Annotated in this window: 20 protein-coding genes; 8 read left to right on the forward strand and 12 right to left on the reverse strand. The window is 45.9% G+C overall.

The window, feature by feature from the left end; genetic code table 11:
* Positions 1 to 16 precede the first annotated feature (16 nt).
* From pip to AZI85_RS00680, 3 genes are all read left to right on the forward strand, one after another.
* Complete coding sequence (pip, locus tag AZI85_RS00670) at positions 17 to 964, forward strand: prolyl aminopeptidase (protein ID WP_063242278.1); 948 nt, start codon at positions 17 to 19, stop codon at positions 962 to 964.
* 136 nt (positions 965 to 1,100) lie between these two features.
* Complete coding sequence (locus AZI85_RS00675) at positions 1,101 to 1,928, forward strand: S1 family peptidase (RefSeq protein WP_253720747.1); 828 nt, start codon at positions 1,101 to 1,103, stop codon at positions 1,926 to 1,928.
* A 99-nt stretch (positions 1,929 to 2,027) separates the two neighbouring features.
* A complete protein-coding gene (locus AZI85_RS00680) occupies positions 2,028 to 2,876 on the forward strand; it encodes a S1 family peptidase (protein WP_063242280.1) in 849 nt (282 codons plus the stop codon).
* Here the strand turns inward: AZI85_RS00680 and AZI85_RS00685 are convergent.
* Genes AZI85_RS00685 through AZI85_RS00695 form a run of 3 tightly spaced genes read right to left on the reverse strand, consistent with a single transcriptional unit; the run spans position 2,856 to position 6,201 of the window.
* The gene (locus AZI85_RS00685; RefSeq protein ID WP_253720749.1) at positions 2,856 to 3,623 is read right to left on the reverse strand and encodes an alpha/beta fold hydrolase; all 768 of its coding nucleotides are present in this window, start codon (positions 3,621 to 3,623) and stop codon (positions 2,856 to 2,858) included. The genes AZI85_RS00680 and AZI85_RS00685 overlap by 21 nt on opposite strands.
* Entirely contained in the window at positions 3,611 to 5,179 is a 1,569-nt protein-coding gene (menD, locus tag AZI85_RS00690; protein WP_063242281.1) for a 2-succinyl-5-enolpyruvyl-6-hydroxy-3-cyclohexene-1-carboxylic-acid synthase, read from the reverse strand. The genes AZI85_RS00685 and menD overlap by 13 nt, the downstream gene beginning before the upstream one ends.
* On the reverse strand, positions 5,176 to 6,201 hold the full coding sequence (locus tag AZI85_RS00695) for a chorismate-binding protein (protein ID WP_253720751.1): 1,026 nt from the start codon (positions 6,199 to 6,201) through the stop codon (positions 5,176 to 5,178). Before AZI85_RS00695 ends, menD begins: the two co-directional genes overlap by 4 nt.
* Positions 6,202 to 6,279: 78 nt before the next feature.
* Here AZI85_RS00695 and aroF point away from each other — a divergent pair, with 78 nt between their 5' ends.
* The 5 genes from aroF to AZI85_RS00720 all read left to right on the forward strand — a co-directional run bounded on the left by aroF (position 6,280) and on the right by AZI85_RS00720 (position 9,543).
* Positions 6,280 to 7,113, forward strand: a complete 834-nt coding sequence (aroF, locus tag AZI85_RS00700; protein ID WP_063242282.1) for a 3-deoxy-7-phosphoheptulonate synthase — start codon at positions 6,280 to 6,282, stop codon at positions 7,111 to 7,113.
* The gene (gene ubiE / locus AZI85_RS00705) at positions 7,103 to 7,813 is read left to right on the forward strand and encodes a bifunctional demethylmenaquinone methyltransferase/2-methoxy-6-polyprenyl-1,4-benzoquinol methylase UbiE (protein WP_063205271.1); all 711 of its coding nucleotides are present in this window, start codon (positions 7,103 to 7,105) and stop codon (positions 7,811 to 7,813) included. Before aroF ends, ubiE begins: the two co-directional genes overlap by 11 nt.
* 101 nt (positions 7,814 to 7,914) lie before the next feature.
* On the forward strand, positions 7,915 to 8,640 hold the full coding sequence (locus AZI85_RS00710; RefSeq protein WP_063242283.1) for a TIGR04255 family protein: 726 nt from the start codon (positions 7,915 to 7,917) through the stop codon (positions 8,638 to 8,640).
* On the forward strand, positions 8,637 to 9,107 hold the full coding sequence (locus AZI85_RS00715; protein WP_063242284.1) for a hypothetical protein: 471 nt from the start codon (positions 8,637 to 8,639) through the stop codon (positions 9,105 to 9,107). The genes AZI85_RS00710 and AZI85_RS00715 overlap by 4 nt, the downstream gene beginning before the upstream one ends.
* Before the next feature lie 121 nt (positions 9,108 to 9,228).
* The gene (locus tag AZI85_RS00720) at positions 9,229 to 9,543 is read left to right on the forward strand and encodes a hypothetical protein (protein ID WP_172795282.1); all 315 of its coding nucleotides are present in this window, start codon (positions 9,229 to 9,231) and stop codon (positions 9,541 to 9,543) included.
* A 135-nt stretch (positions 9,544 to 9,678) separates the two neighbouring features.
* On the opposite strand, the gene AZI85_RS00725 is transcribed toward AZI85_RS00720, so the two are convergent.
* The 9 genes from AZI85_RS00725 to AZI85_RS00765 all read right to left on the reverse strand — a co-directional run bounded on the left by AZI85_RS00725 (position 9,679) and on the right by AZI85_RS00765 (position 17,751).
* Positions 9,679 to 9,924 carry a hypothetical protein gene (locus tag AZI85_RS00725; protein ID WP_063242286.1) on the reverse strand — a complete coding sequence of 82 codons (246 nt, stop codon included), beginning with the start codon at positions 9,922 to 9,924 and terminating at the stop codon, positions 9,679 to 9,681.
* Positions 9,925 to 10,050: 126 nt separating this feature from the next.
* A complete protein-coding gene (locus AZI85_RS00730) occupies positions 10,051 to 10,950 on the reverse strand; it encodes a 1,4-dihydroxy-2-naphthoyl-CoA synthase (RefSeq protein ID WP_063242287.1) in 900 nt (299 codons plus the stop codon).
* Positions 10,951 to 10,961: 11 nt separating this feature from the next.
* Entirely contained in the window at positions 10,962 to 11,987 is a 1,026-nt protein-coding gene (aroC, locus tag AZI85_RS00735) for a chorismate synthase (RefSeq protein WP_063242288.1), read from the reverse strand.
* Complete coding sequence (locus tag AZI85_RS00740) at positions 11,984 to 13,783, reverse strand: shikimate kinase (protein WP_063242289.1); 1,800 nt, start codon at positions 13,781 to 13,783, stop codon at positions 11,984 to 11,986. The genes aroC and AZI85_RS00740 overlap by 4 nt, the downstream gene beginning before the upstream one ends.
* Positions 13,780 to 14,955 (reverse strand): 3-phosphoshikimate 1-carboxyvinyltransferase, encoded by a 1,176-nt coding sequence (locus tag AZI85_RS00745; protein WP_063242290.1) that lies wholly within the window; start codon positions 14,953 to 14,955, stop codon positions 13,780 to 13,782. The genes AZI85_RS00740 and AZI85_RS00745 overlap by 4 nt, the downstream gene beginning before the upstream one ends.
* Complete coding sequence (locus AZI85_RS00750; RefSeq protein ID WP_063242291.1) at positions 14,948 to 16,000, reverse strand: 3-dehydroquinate synthase family protein; 1,053 nt, start codon at positions 15,998 to 16,000, stop codon at positions 14,948 to 14,950. Before AZI85_RS00750 ends, AZI85_RS00745 begins: the two co-directional genes overlap by 8 nt.
* 2 nt (positions 16,001 to 16,002) lie before the next feature.
* Complete coding sequence (locus AZI85_RS00755; RefSeq protein WP_063242292.1) at positions 16,003 to 16,416, reverse strand: hypothetical protein; 414 nt, start codon at positions 16,414 to 16,416, stop codon at positions 16,003 to 16,005.
* Between the two features lie 40 nt (positions 16,417 to 16,456).
* Positions 16,457 to 16,771, reverse strand: coding sequence for a hypothetical protein (locus tag AZI85_RS00760; RefSeq protein ID WP_063242293.1), 315 nt, complete (start codon positions 16,769 to 16,771; stop codon positions 16,457 to 16,459).
* A gap of 83 nt (positions 16,772 to 16,854) precedes the next feature.
* Positions 16,855 to 17,751 (reverse strand): DUF72 domain-containing protein, encoded by an 897-nt coding sequence (locus AZI85_RS00765; protein ID WP_063242294.1) that lies wholly within the window; start codon positions 17,749 to 17,751, stop codon positions 16,855 to 16,857.
* Positions 17,752 to 17,756: the final 5 nt, after the last annotated feature.

The following is a 17,756-nucleotide window of genomic DNA, read 5'->3' on the forward strand; positions in this document are numbered from 1 at the left end:
CACCGCGAGGTTTTTTATGCGTGATTTTTATCCTTCGATTGAACCCAATAATTCCGGAATGTTGAAAGTATCTGATATTCACACTTTATACTGGGAAGAGTGTGGAAATCCCCAGGGAAAACCCGTGGTATTTCTGCATGGCGGACCAGGTGGTGGTGTGGCTCCCGATCACCGTCGCTTTTTTGATCCGAAAGCTTATCGCATCATTCTTTTTGATCAACGTGGCTCAGGAAAATCCACACCTTGCGCCGAGCTTCGCGAAAACAACACGTGGGAACTAATCAAAGACATTGAAACCATTCGCACCCTGCTTAAGATTGATAAATGGGTGGTCTTTGGTGGCAGTTGGGGATCTACTTTGGCGCTGACTTATGCGATCTCTCATCCAGAAAGAGTGAAGGCCTTGGTCTTGCGCGGAATCTTCTTGTGCCGCCCTTCTGAAATCAAATGGTTTTATCAAGAAGGCGCTTCCGAAATTTTCCCAGACGTGTGGGATGAATACTTAAAACCAATTCCTGTCGCTGAACGTGGTGACATGGTGACGGCTTATTACAAACGCCTGACTCACGAAAGCTCAGAAGTGCGCCTGCAAGCGGCGAAAGCGTGGAGTAAGTGGGAGGCGGCGACGTCACGTCTCATCGTAGATCAAAACGCGATTGATGAATTCGACGATCCTGAATATGCGTTGAGCTTTGCGCGCATTGAGTGTCATTACTTCACGAACAACGCCTTCTTCTCGACGAACAATTGGATCTTGGAAAACATCGAAGCCATTCGCAAAATTCCCGCAGTGATTGTTCAAGGTCGCTATGATGTGGTCTGCCCGGCTCGCTCGGCGTGGGACCTTCATAAGGCTTGGCCAGAGGCAAAATTTACAATCATTCCTGACTCTGGTCATGCAGCTGCAGAGCCCGGAACTCGCTCAGCTCTTATTGAAGCCACAGACAGCTTCAGGCACCTGTAAGAATTTCAGCTAACGAGGGGGCCTAGCGCCCCTTATAGAACGTATAAGTATTATGATGTTGTAAAGTGGTTCCAAATTGGGTTTATTAGCTTTCACGCACTGTAGGGGTTTACGGTGCAACTATCCGGGGGGATACGTGAAGTTGAATAAACTTGTTTTGGCGGGGCTAGTTTCAAGTTTGGCTTTAACAGCTTGCTCACCTCAAGCTTCTAATCAAGGTGAAATTCAAACGACAGGCGAGGGAATCATTGGCGGCAAAGTCGTTGAAGCCGGTGATAAGATTCAAGAAAGCATCGTCGCTGTTTACGATGCGGTGGAAGGACAGCTTTGCACAGGGTCCCTTCTTCCGAATAACTTGGTGCTGACAGCCGCTCACTGCATCGGCACGGAGCCAGAAGCGATGTATGTTTTCTTCGGCACAGAGGTAAATAAATTCGCTGTTCGTCGTCAGGTAGACAAAGTCGCTATTTCTTCATTGTGGGAAACTCGCCAATACGAAGACTTCGATACGGGTGACATCGCTTTGATGCACTTCCAAGGAGAAGTTCCAGCCGGTTACAAACCAGCGACATTCTTAAGCGAAACTAATAAAAAACTTCTGAAAAAAGGCGCAAAAGTCGTGCTTGCCGGATACGGAATCACTGACGGTGTTACGGGTGACGGCGCAGGAACTTTGCGTGTAACTTCTGTAAAAATCGCGGATCCAAAATTCAGCCTCACCGAAGTAAAATTGGACCAAACTGGCGGTACGGGCGCTTGTCACGGGGACTCTGGCGGACCGGCTTACATCGAAGTGAAAGGCAAGTACTACCTTTGGGGTGTTACAAGCCGCGGAGTTGAAGATGCCGAAAACGACTGTTCGAAGTATTCTGCATACACCAGCGCTTTGGCTCACAAAGTATGGCTGAACAGAATGGCGAACAAGCTTTCTGTCTCTTTAGCGAATCCAGAAATTTCCAAATAGACTCACAAATTTCAGAGTAAAAAAAATTTAAAACACGAAGGGCTGCTACCAAAATAGCGGCCCTTTTGTTATTTCATTCCCAATCATGCCTGGGGAACTATGAAAACGAAGTTGTACGTAAGCTCTTTTATCGTTTTGTTGTTGGCAGCCTGTGGGGGACCTAACGGAGTTGAAAACATCAATTTCAATCCGGAAGATGCGATCATCGGCGGCAAAGAGACAACCAGAGACAATGTGCTTTCTAAGTACGTTGTACTTATTCATGATGGCCCTACAAAAACTTACTGCACGGGAACTTTGATCAAAAAAAATGTGATCCTGACGGCGGCTCACTGCATTCCCAGTGGTCCTGCCACTTTGTCCTTGGCGTTTGGTTTGAAACCTTTGGCGGGTCAATACATTCTTCGTCAGGCGGCACGTGCAGTTCCTCACCCCGATTATAAAAAACAAAGTGCGAACGATCGCGATGATGTGGCGTTGATCTTAATCAAAGGCGACGCTCCTCGAGGATTTGAACCGGCACTTCTTCCTGATGATAACTTTCCGTTCAAAGCGGGATTGGGTTTCACGGCGACAGGTTATGGTCGCACGTCGGGAAAAACCCCGGTGCAGAAAAGCGATACACAAGGATCTGGAACTCTTCGCCATGTGGACCTTTTGATCGACAGCATCTCGAAAGACGACGCACAATTTTACGTGAATCAGAAATGGAATAAAGGCATCTGTAACGGAGACTCTGGTGGACCGGCCATGATGCGCTATCAGGGTAAGGACTATCTTGTCGGCGTTGCTTCTGCGACGTCGTGGAGCGTTCCTAGTGAAATCACCGAAAGCGAACGCGAAGAATACATTCGCAAAAAAGATTTCTGTTCAGAGAAATCAATCTACATGAGCGTTAAAAAATACCGCCCGTGGATTGAAAAAGAATCAAAGAAATTGTTGTACTAATTGGCGAAGTCTTTCGCCAAGGACTTTGGGGCTGTCAAAAAGAATCCGGTGCGAAGAATTAGGAACCACTTCCACACGAAGCCCCATCACTTCTTCCTGCAAGCGACGTGAAAGTTCCATAAATTTTTCGTCGCGGTCGCCGACCATCCATACGATCTTCTGAATATTCTTAATCAAAAGACTGCGCATGTTTTTCTGTTGGGCAAGGGACCATTGAGTTAACGCCAGACTTAAGGATTCGCGGGAATATTCTTTTTCCAGGCGAAGAGGTTCGTTTTCTCCCCCGCCGAACACAGGTTGCGCATTCCAGTTACGAAGAACACTTTCCCAAGGGGCTTTTAAAAATTCTTCGGCCCAGTACGAATCATTCATCCAGCGCTGACGGCGTTCTTCTGAAGTCGGATCTAAATCTTCGTGGGGATCATTAAAGCCGGGATTGGTCGAAACTAAGACAACTTTATGCCAAATGTTCGGTCGACGCTGAAGAGCATGCAAGGCCAGTCGCCCGCCCAAAGAATATCCTACGAGGATGTTTCTATCCGCCGAACAGCCGTGCACTTCAATCCACTTGATGAAATTATCGGCCCAAGCCTCGAACGCGTGCTGGGGGCCTAATAGCGCTTCTTTAAAGTAATCCGGTGTATAGATCCTAACGCCATCATGCTGAGGCACGTGGGCTTTGACAATGGCCCAATCAGAGGGCCGTCCTAGGAATCCATGCAGGAAAAAGAGATTCACTCTTTCCACAGAAATTCGTACTCCTTCCAGAATTCTTGAGTCTGCTCCCAGTGAGGGCAGAGTTCGATGATCTGGTGATCAGCAAAATTGTTCTCTTCAGGAATATTATGCCATTTCTGATAAGACCAATTCCACATCTTTGCCCATGATTCGAAAGAAATCTGGTGTTTGTTTACGAAAATCTCTTTATTGAACATGCGGGAGAAAATTTGCCCCCCACCGTTGTTGATGACGACAATACGGAATTTGTTGGCTTCGAGTTGAGAAGTTGCCCAAAGTGACGATAAATCATACAGCGCTGTTAAATCTCCAACAAGACACCAGTTTTCCGTCTGTGGAGAGGCCCAACCTAAGAATGTTGAAAGCTGTCCATCAATGCCGTTAGCACCGCGATTGGCCGCCACTCGCAATGGCATCGCATCGTGAGAAGAACAAGAATCCCATTCACGAATCGGCAAAGAGTTCCCCAAATAAACGGACGCCCCTTTCATCTTTTTTGAAAGAGAATAAATCAAACCTTGCTCTGACTGCGGATATTTTTCTAAGAGTGCGCGCACGGCTTCAGTTCGAGTGTTGTCTTCGATATTAAGCTTCACATTTTCACGATGCACGTGTGTGAATTCGACCTGGCTTAATAAGTCGATCGAGTTGCAATGAAGCACCGGACGACTTAAGCCGGAGAAGTGATTGAAGCTGATGTTAAACACCGGAATTTCGCGGTACTTGACTTCAAGATCACGCCAGAAACGTGCGGTGGGCACGCCACCGATGCGCAAGACAGAATCGCAAAGACCTGAATTTAGAACTCGATGGATCATCTTTTCGCCCGAACGAATTTCAATATCTTTGATATCGGGATGACCGCGCAGACTCGAGATACCTTCGCAATAAACCGGCGCTTTGTATTGCTTCAAAAATTCGAGCACTGTGGTGTGTGCTTTTTCTGGCAAGATTCCGACGATCACCAAAGGCTTGTGAGAGTTGATGAAATCTTCAACCTCTTTCAAAGTTCCCAAAGGCAATTGACCTGGCAACTTCGTTCTTTCTGAAACTGAAAATTCAATTTTTGGAACAGGGCCATCGATCAGTGGCTCTTCAAAACAGATATTCACGTGAATTGGTTTTTTCCACGAAAGTGACTTGAAAGAGATGTGTGAATTTTCGGCGTCGATATCCAACGCCACTTCATTGTAGTAAGAAAAAATTCCGACTTGTTCGATCGTCTGCGGAGCACCTGAGCCACGATAGTGCTTCGGACGATCTGCAGTGACCATGATCAGTGGCAAAGAAGAATAAGTTCCTTCAACGGCCGCAGGTAAAAGCTCTGCCACCGCCGTTCCCGATGTCGTGATAATGGCAACGGGACGACGAGTGCTTGCGATTCTTCCCAAAGCGAAGAAAGCGGCCGAGCGCTCTTCGAAGAAAGAATACACTTTCAGATTTTTATTTTCGTCAAGGATGTGAACTAAAGGGCTGTTGCGAGCTCCGGCACATAAAACAAATTCACGAACACCGGTGTGCACCAGTTCCTGAATGACCTTCGCTGCTAATTCCATGTTTGTCATAACTCAAGCCCCAAAATCTTTCTTACTGATTGGCGTTTTTGAAATACTTCTCGCCACTCTCGTTCCAATTCACTGTCAGCGACGATCCCGCAACCCGAACCAATCATCGCAAGGTTTCTATTCCACTGCAAATTTCGAATGCCGACAAGGCACAAGGCCTCTTCGCCCGCAAAAACAGCGAAAGGTCCCCCATAAGGTCCGCGGTCGTCTTGCCCTGGAAGCTCGGCCATCCACTTGTAACCCTGCGCACGTGGAGCCACTCCCAACGCTGGGGTTGGATGCAGATCTTTTATCAAAGAAAGAAACTCGGGTTTTTTACGGCAGCGAATCTCGATATCACTTTTTAAGTGATAAAGTGTCGGCAGTTCCACGATGTAAGGCCCGTGAGTTTTCACTTCACCCCAGGGACTTAAGACCTCTTTGATGTCTTGTAAAACCAGAAGATGCTCTTGCATCTCTTTCGCGTCCTTCAAAAGAGAATTCCGTTCGGAAGCCTCACTCTTCGGGCAAGTACCAGCCAGAGCCATGGTTTTTAAAATTCCATGTGAATAGTCAAAAAGTGTTTCTGGAGTCGCCCCTAAAACACCCTGCCCGTTCTGCCAAAGTCCATAGACGTAAAGAGTCGGCGGAGCTTTCAAAAGATTCAAAATCATTTGCGCTCGCTCCGTAGCCGTCACGGTTTGTGTTGATCTAGAAAACACGACGGGAACGGCCTTTTGAATTTCGTTATTGCGAATGCGATTTTGAATGACTGTCAGAGCTTGCGCGAAGTCTTCTTTTTGGGGCTCTTCCCAAGAAGCTTTCATTACGGGGACCTCAGAAGACGGATGTTGAGCCAAGTAAGCCTCACAATGAAGGCGCATGTCTTCGGTCGAGAGACGGTAAGTTTTCGCTCCCCGCAAGGGTTTGCTTGAGCCTAGATCATAGAAATCAGGGCAAAATACTGTAATTTCATCACTATTCGCGTCGGAAGCAGGCTGAAAAGGACCTTCAATAAGAATCCATTGATCCTTATGGCGCAAGAGGGCCCCTGCCTCCAAAAAGTTTGTAATGCCTGAGAGCGTTATGCTATTCTGCCGTTCCACTAGAGAAGTCGTATTATGGAAATGCTAACTATGCAAACAACTCCCTCAACCCAAATCGTCAATGTCGGCGGATATGATATCGGCGGACCACAGTTCACTGTGATCGCTGGTCCTTGCTCGATCGAAAGTTACGAGCAATTCATGGAAACCGCAAAAGGCGTTAAATCTTCAGGCGCGCACATTCTTCGTGGCGGCATCTGGAAAATGCGCACGTCTTCAAAAGCCTTCCAAGGTTTGGGTTCTTCATCCTTCGATTTTATCAAAGCTGTTTGCAAAGAGACAAACATGAGCCTGATTTCTGAAGTCACAGATGCTCGTCAAATCGAAGAAATCTATGACATCGTAGAATGCTTCCAAGTCGGTTCTCGCAACATGCACAACTACTCTTTGCTTAAAGAGTTGGGCATGCAAAAAAAACCCGTGATGTTGAAACGTGGTTTCGCCGCTTTGATTGAAGAGTGGGTGAAAGCCGCTGAATACATCACAAACGGTGGCAACCCGAACGTGATCCTTTGCGAACGCGGTATCCGCACTTTCGAAACAGCGACACGCAACACGCTAGATATCAACGCCGTAGCTTTCGCAAAAAGAAATACACATCTTCCAGTGATCGTCGATCCTTCTCACGCTGTCGGCATTCGCGCTCTTGTGCCAGATTTAGCTTACGCCGCGGCGGCAGTAGGGGCTGACGGTATCATCGTTGAAGTACATCCTCGCCCGGCAGAAGCTCTTTCTGACGGCATGCAAGCTCTGACTTTGGATGATTTCAAACACATGATGAACAAGATGGATAAAATCTTGAAAGCCGTCGACAGACCTCTTCACAAGGTAGAGCTTTATGCAAACTAAACATTCTCCAAATCCAGAAGTGATTCGCAGCATGTTCTCTAAAGTCGCAGCGAACTACGACAAAGGGAACAATGTCTTGTCGATGGGCATCCATCACCTTTGGAGAAAAAAATTAGTTAAGTACAGCGGCGCTAAAGCCGGCGACAAAGTCCTAGACTGCGCCACAGGCACAGGCGACTTAGCCATCGAATTCAAAAAAACCGTAGGAACGGGTGACGTTGTAGGAACAGACTTCTGCGCCGAAATGTTAATCCCCGCTCCAGGCAAAGCCAAAGAACGCGGCCTAGAAATCAAATTCGAACAAGCCGACGTAACTCAACTTCAATACGCCGATAACTCTTTCGATATCAGCAGCATCTCTTTCGGAATCCGCAACGTAGGTGACCCAGTAAAAGGCCTGAAAGAAATGGCAAGAGTGGTGAAACCCGGCGGCCAAGTGATGGTCCTAGAATTCGGCCAAGTAAATCTGCCCATCTTCGGCGCCATCTACAATTTCTACTCACAAAACATCCTACCCAAAATAGGAGGCCTAGTAACAGGCCAAGGCGAAGCCTACGAATACCTACAAAAATCTTCAGCAGCCTTCCCCTGCCGAGAAGGCTTCCTAGATCTAATGAAAGAAACAAACTCTTTCGAAAAAATGGAATACATCAGCCTGACCGGCGGAATAGCCTACATCTACAAAGGCACCGTAAAATAACGGAAGATTTCATTTAGCAGTGCATATGGACTAACGTCTATATTTGTCACTATACTTCCTAATGTGATGAAGGTATTAGATAATAGACTTGAGGTGTGAACTTGGAGAATAAACTTAAGAATCCTCCTATCATAGAAGCTATTGTAGATTTTATTTTCGAAAATAATTTTGACCCAAAATCTTACACCTTAATGTGCAATTACCTTAAGCCTTTGTCGGAACGTTCTGAACGGATACAAAATTATCAAATTCAGGTTGGCGCAGAAGAAAATTCCGTACCACAAGTTAAGAAAGCCGAAGGCCAAGGCCAGAGATATTTTTTTGAATCAGGAAAGTATGTAATCACAATTAAGGACAACGGCATCACTTTCGGGAGGCTTAAACCTTACTCAAGCTTCGTAGACTTTAGAAACTGGATTGAATCAAATCTAAGGAAATTACCACTTCCTTCTGAGCTTAAAGTTCTTCGTGTGGGTGTGAGGTACATTAATTCATTTAGCGTACCATCTTCGTCTAGCTACGCTAGAGATTATCTTTTCAACATTCCACCTAGTCCTCCGGGTTTAGATGAATTTCCCATCGACTTCGTTAGTCGCATTTCAGTGCCCATTCCTGATCTCGCAGCCATGAGCATATTGACTCAAACCTGGAATCCGGCTTCTAATCCAAAAGAGAGCAGTGTTACCATTGACATCGATGTTTTTCGACTTTTTGAAAAAAGCCAGCCGATATCAGATACTTGGGATACAATTTTAGGATTGAAAGCTAAACTTAATAGTATATTCTTCCGAACAGTAACAAAAAGAACATTGGATACCTTTCTATGACATATAATTTTGATTATGAAGTTGGAAGCCCCAGCGTAACTCGCCCCGCAGCTATGTTCGCTATTGTTGTCGACAAAGATAAATCCACCGCGTTCACCACTGACGCAAAAGAAGCTTTAGTAGAAGAAGTTGAGCATTTTTGGCGAGAAAATACCTCCGGCCAATCGGATAATTTTGATACTCCGGTATCTTATTTGACGTACTCTAACGCACTATTTTTTCTTCGATTATTACCTCTTGCGCAATTACCTCAAGAAGTTTTACCCATCTCAGAGGACGGTTTTTTGTCCTTCGAATGGAACAATCAGGATGGAAGATCTCTATCTATAGTTATTGCTGATGAAAAACTCTTTTTCGCAGCTCTGTTAAACAATGGTAGCCGCCTGAAAGGTTCTGCTCAGTTCGATGGAATTAAAATCCCCACGCATGTTGTTGATGCCATTAAATCCACATTGAACAATGAATAGTACACAGCCGGCACTAGTAGGTGATACGGAAAATATTAATAGATATATTTTCTCTAGTTCCCACTATAATCAAAACAGAGCAAAGTGGCCTGCGTTTAAGCCTTATCAGTCGGAAGTCTCTGTGATGAGAGTTCAAGGCTTGAATTATGATCAAATTAAGCAAATAGGTATCGAATTTGTTGGCGTTGGCAGGGGAAAACCACCAAAAGCTTGGGTAGAATTTAAGGCTCTAGAAGTAAGAGTTTTAGAATATCCAGATAAAAAGAAATTGTCACTAGATGTAATTCCAGAAACTACTCATCATAATCGTCACGCAAACATTAAAGATTTATCGAAACAAAACTACGAAGATTGGGTAGAAGAAGCGAAAATTCTCGCTGAGAAAATACCAATGACTCTATTTGAAATTCCTGAAACCACCCCTTCTGAAAGTTGAAAAATTATTTCTTTCACAGCTTAATTAAAATATCTCGCTTAAGTGGCCACAAGCTATTGCATTATAAGTAACAAGCTACCCCGTTGACCGTAAAAGGCCCCAGCGTAAATCCGTCGCTCGAAGCGAAAACCCAATCTAAGGCCGAAGCGAAGTCTCAGAAGAGGAAGCAAGAAGACGAAGAGGCTCAACACGAACTCCGATATGAGGCGCGCGGCCTTCAAGACTAAGAAGCTCGTCATAAAAAGCCCGAACCTCAAGCCGTGTTGGAATCACCATTTCAGGTTCTGGTGGTGTAGGATCCGGAACATTCTTCTTCGTAGGACATCCCCAGATGCCCAATCCCAAAGAGCCAGTGATAAGAAGAATGAGTGCGAGTTTCATACGTCCATTTTCCTCCGGTTCATTTGTAGGAGGAACTTGTATTCGTGCAGAAACCCTAAGAACATCCCCGTTTATAAATACATCGTAATAAACAGGGATGTCTGGTTGGTCTAATTCATGAGAAAATTAGTAATGCCAAGGGAACTTTTTGAAATCTTTGGGACGTTTTTCAACGAAAGAATTGCGACCTTCGACGGCTTCTTCAGTGCCGTAAGCAAGGCGAGTGGCCTCTCCGGCAAACAATTGCTGGCCCACCAAACCATCGTCAATCAAGTTGAATCCATACTTCAACATGCGCATCGCCGTTGGAGATTTTGAATTCATTTCGTAAGCCCATTCCAATGCGACTTTTTCTAGGTCTTTATGAGGGATAACGGCGTTGACCATGCCCATATCAAAAGCTTCCTGCGCTGAATAGTTGCGACCTAAGAAGAAGATTTCACGCGCACGCTTTTGCCCCACCATGCGAGCAAGATAAGCAGAACCATAACCGCTATCAAAGCTCGCGACATCTGGGTCGGTTTGTTTGAAAATGGCATGTTCTTGTGAAGCCAAAGTCAGGTCACAGACCACGTGCAAAGAATGTCCACCACCTACCGACCAGCCTGGCACAACCGCCATCACGATCTTCGGCATGAAACGAATCAAGCGTTGAACTTCAAGGATATGCAAACGACCCAGGCGTGCTAGATCCATTTTACCAACCGCTTCTTTTTCTTCATACTTGTAGCCGTCTTTGCCACGAATACGCTGGTCACCGCCAGAACAGAAAGCCCAGCCGCCATCTTTAGGTGAAGGACCATTTCCAGTGATAATAACGACACCGACATCCGCTGTGATACGTGCGTGCTCTAAAGCAGTGTAAAGTTCATCCACGGTTTGTGGGCGAAAAGCATTGCGCACTTCAGGGCGATTGAAGGCGATACGAACTGTGCCCTGATCTTTAGCGCGGTGATAAGTGATGTCTTTGAATTTAAAACCAGGAACTTCAGTCCACCATTCGGGATTGAAAATATCGGAAACCATTTTTACCTCGATTAGATACGATCTGTTTTAGACCACAGCCAGTGATCTGCCAATACCAACCATGTCATCGCCTCTAGCACCGGAATGGCGCGAGTGACAATACAAGGATCATGACGACCCTTCTTTGCTACATCCAAAATGGAGCTTGTTGGTTTAAAAGACACTTTTAATAAAATACTCTCGCCTGTCGAAATGCCGCCGCGGATGCCGCCGTAAGCTTCTTGAGTCCCTTGGTGAAATTCGGTGCCTTTCACCTCAGCAGATTCAAAGCCCAGGCCTAATTCGAAGCCATTCGTTGCGCCAACGCTTAAAAAGGCTTGAGCCAGATCTGATTTCAATTTGTGAAACACGGGTTGCCCCAAGTACGCCGGTGGATTTTCGATGAGAATCTCAGCAACTCCTCCGTAACTGTCTCCAGATTCCTGAGCGGACTTTAAAAGCTCCGCCACTTCGACATCTCGATTCGAGGGAAAGCGCGCCTGGAATGAATCAATATTTTTCGAAGGAACTTGCACACGCTCATCCGGCGTTAAAGAAAAAGGCCCAATTTGCGAGGCGTAGCCCATCACACGAGTTTTCGGCGACGTTTCTTTTAGAAGCATTTGTGCTACGGCCCCTGCCATCACGCGCGAAACAGTTTCTCTTCCTGAAGAGCGACCACCGCCGCGATGATCACTGTGACCAAACTTATTCCGCCACATATCATCGGCATGGCCGGCGCGCGGGCTGTTTTTGATTTCTTTATAATCTTGAGAGCGAGCATCTTGATTACGCACGATGATCGCAATCGGAGTTCCTAAAGTTTTTTCTTCAAACACACCGCTCAGTACTTCGGGGGCATCTGCCTCCTGACGACCCGAAACGATTTGTCCTGAGCCATGATGGCCGGGACGACGACGTTCCAATTCTTTTTTAAGAATTTCTGAATCAAAGCGGACTCCCGCAGGGCATCCATCAATGACAACGCCTAAAGCCGTGCCGTGGCTTTCACCGAAGCTCGTGATGACGAAGCGAGATCCAAACTGACTTGCGCTCATGCGTTCTCCTCGCAGTGACGCCAGAAAAGGCGTTGCCCTTGGGCCTGGGCGGTAAACATAACTAGCCCCGACTGATAGTTCGCTCCACAGGTTTGTGCGTATTCTTTTCCCATGGAGTCTTCTTTGTAATTTAAATCAAATACCATCACCGGATTCCAAGAAGCCGGAGGCATCATGGTTTCTTTAGCTCTGGGTGCGGCCCAAATAATAATCTTTGGAGAAAGATCCATAGCCGACTCACTTCCAGCCCGAGGCTGCCCCGTTCTAGAAGAAAAATAACTCGCGTGAGGCAAGGCTTTTTGAATCACTTCCAAAGTTCCACCACCACCCCATACGGAAATTTCTTTCTGTAACGGAGCAATCATCCCAACGCCTTCGATAAGTTCGACAAAACCTTCTTCATCAGTAGAAGTCCCGATCCACATCTCTTGCTTTTTATTCCAATAAAGCGTGTTCACTGCTTTCAGCTCAGGATGATGACAAAGCTTCGCCGCATTTTCTTTGTGAGGAGCTGTAACTGCGGCATGAGTAAGACCTAGTTTACGCAGGACGGGTAAAGCCTCATCCCACTCTTCCCGTTCGATGTGAACGGCACAGACAGGCATTTCCTTTTTAGCAAAATAATCGGAATGCTCAAGAGGCGTAAAACTGTGTGCAACAGGTGCTCCTAGAACAGCCGCAAATTCCTGAGGTGACTGCGGCGTCATAAGCCAAGACCATAAGGAAGGCTGCTCTAAAGCACTGCCGTCACCCTCACGGATAAAATTCAGAAGCTGCTGACCTTTTTGCAAACGACGATACCACTCCCAGCGTCCTTCTTTGGAACGAGGAAGAAAACTGCGGTTGGCCTTTTTAGAGCGCTGCCATTCATGATAAGTCGACAGTTCAACAAAAGATGAAATCTCTGGCGCAAATTTCATATGTGCGGCTTTATCTTCCCAACGTGACCATTCTTGGAAATCAAAGCCGCGATGTAAAGACAGAATAAGTTTCTGAGAATCTACGGCCGACAGAATCTCTGCGGGTTCCCCTAGCTCCCACGCCCAATCTACATAAGTAACGCGGGATAAAAATGCGGGCGAAAATTCACGCGATTTGCGAATAGAAAAAATAAACTTTTCGCGTGGCAATTCTTGAAGAGCGCGTTCTATTTGTTCTTCGCTAAGAAGATCATCGCGAAGTTCAATGAAATCAAGACCACGATTGGCGTATCGGGATTTAAACAAAGACCAACGCAAATCAGTCGCAAAAGTTTCCGGCAAAAGAGTGATGATGCCACCTAAGCCCGTCAATGTGTGCGACAGGATTTCTTTTTCTACTGTCAGAGCTTTATGATGATTTTCAAGCTGCCCTTCGGGCATGAGATAGACTTCATCGGCTCGTTCGCGATAGCGTTGCTCTCGCAGGTGTGCTCTTTTATAAAATTCTTCTAGTGGCGAAATATCCGGCTCTAAGCGCGGGCGATTTAAAAAGATGCGACCGTCTAAATCCGTGCGTCTTTTAACCCAAAGAACTGGAATACTTTCGGGAATGACGGCAAGATCAAAACCCGCTCCTAATACGAGGTATGTTTTTTTAGAGGGTCTTTGCAGGATCTCTAGAAAAAGCTGTCTTTCCATTTCGCGGAAATAAGCTTCACCATGTTCCATAAAAAGTTCACGGATGGTCTTACCGATTTTCTTTTCGATCTCGGTATCAAGATCAATGGCATCGACGTCATCCCGCCAATAAAGCTGCAAACGCTTCATCAGTTCTGTTTTTCCAGTGCCACGATGCCCGACAACGACAGTAATCATGCTTTGATACCTATCATGTCCCAGAATTCTGGAAAGCTTTTATTTATGGCTTGCGGCTCTTCCAATGTGAATTGATGACCTTTTAGCTTCATCAAAGTGGCCGCCATGACCATGCGGTGATCTTGATCAGGATTAAAGCGCCCTGTGGTGATAAGCTTTTGCGAAGATTGACCATGAATGATCATTCCATCCGGCAAGCTTTCGTGCTGAATGCCGATCAAGGTTAATAAATCTGAAACCTTGGCAATCCGATTGCTTTCTTTTTTTGTCAGATGAGGAGCGCCAAAAAGTTTCGAAGTCCCCGCCGTCCAACTGCATAAAACCGCAAGCACCGGGAACAAATCCGGAGATTGCGCAAGATTCCATTCCACGGAACGAAGATTTTCACTTTTGCGAGTGATAAGCTTTGCTCCTTCAAGAGTGAAATCGACGTTCATTTTTTTAAAGATCTGTAAGAAGACTAGATCCGGCTGAGAACTCTTTTCAGGAAAATTCTGAATAATACTTTCTCCGGCCAAAGCACCCGCTGTCGCCATCGTGAAGGCAGAACTCAAATCGGGCTCGACATTCCAACTGAGTTTGCTAATTCTTTGCCCTGCCGGAATCAAATACCCTTTCTCAGTTTTCTTGGGACGCATTCCTAATGTCTTCATCATTTCTAAGGTCAGAAGAAAATAGGATTCAGAAACTTTATCGCCAACAAGATCAAACTCTAAATCAAAATCAAGAAGCCAGGCATTTAGTATTAAAGCAGAAGCATACTGACTGGATTCGGACGTATCCACCCGTAAAGGCTTGCGGGGTCTTTTCCATCCGTCACTGACGATAAAAAGTTCGTTCGCCTTGATCTGGGTTTGCACGCCTAATTGTTTCAGCAAATCTAACAGACCGGCCTGAGGTCTCTGCATAAGTCGCGAAGAAGCCTCAAGCGTATGAACCCCTTTTTGTCGGGAAGCGCGCAAAGCCATAAAACGAAACGTGGTTCCGCCCTCGCCGCAATCAATACGACTGCGATCGCGAATATCCTTCAGGCCTTCGCGCATGTGAACAACGTCATCACACTCTGAAAAACCCTGAAGATCTAATACAGGAAAATAACTTTGCACAATCAAGGCGCGATTGAAAACGGATTTAGAACCTGGAATTTCGCCTTGAAAATGAAAATCAGCCATTCAGTTCATCTTCCTTTTGACGGCAGATCTCCATCAAAACTTCATCGACGGTCACTTCTTTCACTACGCATTGACCGGGCCTCTTTAGAAACACGAAACGCAAGGTCTGCGATTTGGTTTTCTTTTTATCGCTTAGTAAAAGCTGACGGAATTCTTTTAAAACCGAAGCCTTCGTCTGCAACAAATCATCGCGCAAAGGCGATAATAGATATCCTGATACAGGAGCGTGAGATATTTTTTCGTACTCACCTTGAGACATGATCTTTAACTGAACGCTGTAGCGAAGAGCGAAATCCAAGCCGTAATTGATGGCGACCCCATGAGGCAGTTTATAATAAGATTCCAAAACATGCCCGACGGTGTGCCCTAAATTTAAAATGTGACGATGACCAGACTTTTCTTCCGGGTCCTTAGACACGACTTTATATTTTGCATCAACGGCACGCGCTAGATACTTCCAAAGCACTGACGAAGTGATTTCAAACTCTTTCGATAATTCCTGCCAAAGCGATCCGCCTTGAATCCAAGAAATTTTAAGAAGTTCACCAAAACCTTCAAAGGCCCGAGCTTCGGGCTGGGACATCAATAGCTGTCGAGAGAGAATAATTTTGTCTGCGGGATAAAACGTGCCAATTTGATTTTTCGCCCCGCCGACATTCAATGCCGTCTTGCCACCATGAGCAGAGTCAATCGCAGCAAGCCAAGTGCTGGGCATGTGCACAAGCTTCACTCCGCGCTTCAGAATGCTTGCGACAAAGCCTCCAAAATCGCCAACACTGCCACCGCCGGCAACGACGATAGTCAAACGACGACTCGACGTATTTTCACAAAGCTGCACGATTTTACGAATGTGCTGAGGAAATTGATCGACAGACTTTAAGGTCTCTCCAGCCTTCACTCCATATTTCAACGAAAACTTTTGCGACCATTTTTTAAAGGCCGCCGACTTGCGAGGCAAAACCTCATCATAAATAAGCAAAAGCTCTTCGCCCAGATCTGTAAGAGAAGGAAGTGCTGTTGTGAAGAGCAAAGTACTTTTTTTCATTATTACTTGGATTCTTTAAATTCTTCTTTGGCTTTTGCGTAAGACGAAGAAAGGGCATCCCAGGCTTTGCTCATACCCGTTTTCATTTCGGTCCATGCTTTACCGGAACTTTTCTTAAGCTTTGCCAAATCTTTTTTAAGCTCGTCTTGCTGAGCTTCCAAAGCTTTGATCTGTTCTTTCATTTCTTTTTTTGCATCGCCGGTTTTTTCTGAAGCGGATTTTTTTAAAGCCGTGATCTCTTGCTTCAATTCAGCAAGCTTAGCATCCATGTCTTTTTGGAATTGCTCTTTTTGTTCTTTAGAGTAATCCACCGCTGCGGCCGCCGCATCACTGGTTTTTTGTTGAACTTCTTCTTTGGTCGTCGCGAAAGCGGAAAGAGAAAAACAAAGAATAGTAGAGAGAAGAATGTGTTTCATAAACTGGTCTCCTTGGGCGAAGACCAGTTTATACAGGGACTTATTTCACTTCAAGAATATTGAGCTGAACAGCATCAAACGTGACGCTTACAGGCTTCTTCGCTTTAAAGGCCTCTTCTAATTTCTTACGAAGGCCATCAAAGTTTTCCACGTCTCGGCGCAGATAATACGATCCCGGATTTTTCGTAAAAAGCACGACGATCCCCTCGTCATCCTCACGAATCTTCTTGATGGTGTCTTCCAAAGAACGATGCTCCTCAGCATTCGCCGGTCCACGAGCCGCAGAACGAGCAAAAGCGGGATTTACACTGATTGTCGCTGTGGCTATCAAGGCTGCGATTAAAATCCACTTCATGAGTCACTCCTTTTTGTCGCCTTATCTTATCGGCGATCTAAAGCAAGCCTACAGTCCAGGAGTCTGTCGCATTCTGAGATTCATTACAGCAAGGTCGCTGCGCACCATTGTAAGGGATTTAATTGAGCATCCGCCTCTTCATTCAATTGCTGGATTACAATTTGTGCCATCTCGGGAGCCAAAACATCATCCGGCTCATGCACTAAAAAGAAAACCTTTTGTAATCCTTGTTGAGACCACGAGCTCAACCGCGCCGCCCAGTCTTCTGAACGCTGACGATCCGAAGGGTGAAGGTCATTCCCAATAAACCGCAGCATTGTGAAAGGCGCACTCAAGGAGGTATGCAGAACGTCCCTTCTTCCCGCCACATCGGTAATCACCAAACCAATACCTCGCGACTGTAAGTACTTGGTCAACGCCGGAAGAATGCATCCGTTTTGAAACCAACTGGGATGACGAAACTCGAGGGCCAGTTCAAATTCTTCCGGCCACTGCTGAAGAAAATAAAACAACGAAGATTTTTTCCTGTAATCAAAGTGCGGAGGAAACTGCGCAAAGCAAGGGCCGCGATGAGCCCCAAGGTTTTTCAGAAAATCAAACCACTCGGCAAGAAGTTTTTTATCCAACATCCCCTGCTCAGAATGCGAAATGCCTTGAAAGAGTTTCGGACAAAAAAGAAAATCCGAACCCACTTGCGCGATCCACTTTTGTGTTTGCTCGGCTGTCGGTATGCGATAGTGAGATGTGTTGAGTTCGATCGTGTTGAAGTTGCGCGAATAGTAAGAAAGAAAATCAGCGGCTTTTGTTTTTTCGGGGTAAATCTTCCCGATCCATTCTTTATGACCCCATGCGGGGGTCCCAATATAATATTTCGCGACTGAAGAAGACTTGAATTTTTGCAGATAGCCTGCTGTCAGAGGATCATCTGCGGGAAGGTCCCAGTTTACACCGTCAACGGAAGGCAGCTTTCCAAATTCCATGACAG

Origin of the sequence: Bdellovibrio bacteriovorus (assembly GCF_001592755.1) — a bacterium.
Lineage (GTDB): Bacteria > Bdellovibrionota > Bdellovibrionia > Bdellovibrionales > Bdellovibrionaceae > Bdellovibrio > Bdellovibrio bacteriovorus_E.

Coding starts and splice junctions, on each gene's coding strand:
- pip (WP_063242278.1), top strand. CDS start 17: ATGCGTGATTTTTATCCTTCGATTGAACCCAATAATTCCGGAATGTTG.
- AZI85_RS00680 (WP_063242280.1), top strand. CDS start 2,028: ATGAAAACGAAGTTGTACGTAAGCTCTTTTATCGTTTTGTTGTTGGCA.
- menD (WP_063242281.1), bottom strand. CDS start 5,179: ATGACAAACATGGAATTAGCAGCGAAGGTCATTCAGGAACTGGTGCAC.
- aroF (WP_063242282.1), top strand. CDS start 6,280: ATGGAAATGCTAACTATGCAAACAACTCCCTCAACCCAAATCGTCAAT.
- ubiE (WP_063205271.1), top strand. CDS start 7,103: ATGCAAACTAAACATTCTCCAAATCCAGAAGTGATTCGCAGCATGTTC.
- AZI85_RS00715 (WP_063242284.1), top strand. CDS start 8,637: ATGACATATAATTTTGATTATGAAGTTGGAAGCCCCAGCGTAACTCGC.
- AZI85_RS00725 (WP_063242286.1), bottom strand. CDS start 9,924: ATGAAACTCGCACTCATTCTTCTTATCACTGGCTCTTTGGGATTGGGC.
- AZI85_RS00730 (WP_063242287.1), bottom strand. CDS start 10,950: ATGGTTTCCGATATTTTCAATCCCGAATGGTGGACTGAAGTTCCTGGT.
- aroC (WP_063242288.1), bottom strand. CDS start 11,987: ATGAGCGCAAGTCAGTTTGGATCTCGCTTCGTCATCACGAGCTTCGGT.
- AZI85_RS00740 (WP_063242289.1), bottom strand. CDS start 13,783: ATGATTACTGTCGTTGTCGGGCATCGTGGCACTGGAAAAACAGAACTG.
- AZI85_RS00745 (WP_063242290.1), bottom strand. CDS start 14,955: ATGGCTGATTTTCATTTTCAAGGCGAAATTCCAGGTTCTAAATCCGTT.
- AZI85_RS00750 (WP_063242291.1), bottom strand. CDS start 16,000: ATGAAAAAAAGTACTTTGCTCTTCACAACAGCACTTCCTTCTCTTACA.
- AZI85_RS00755 (WP_063242292.1), bottom strand. CDS start 16,416: ATGAAACACATTCTTCTCTCTACTATTCTTTGTTTTTCTCTTTCCGCT.
- AZI85_RS00760 (WP_063242293.1), bottom strand. CDS start 16,771: ATGAAGTGGATTTTAATCGCAGCCTTGATAGCCACAGCGACAATCAGT.
- AZI85_RS00765 (WP_063242294.1), bottom strand. CDS start 17,751: ATGGAATTTGGAAAGCTGCCTTCCGTTGACGGTGTAAACTGGGACCTT.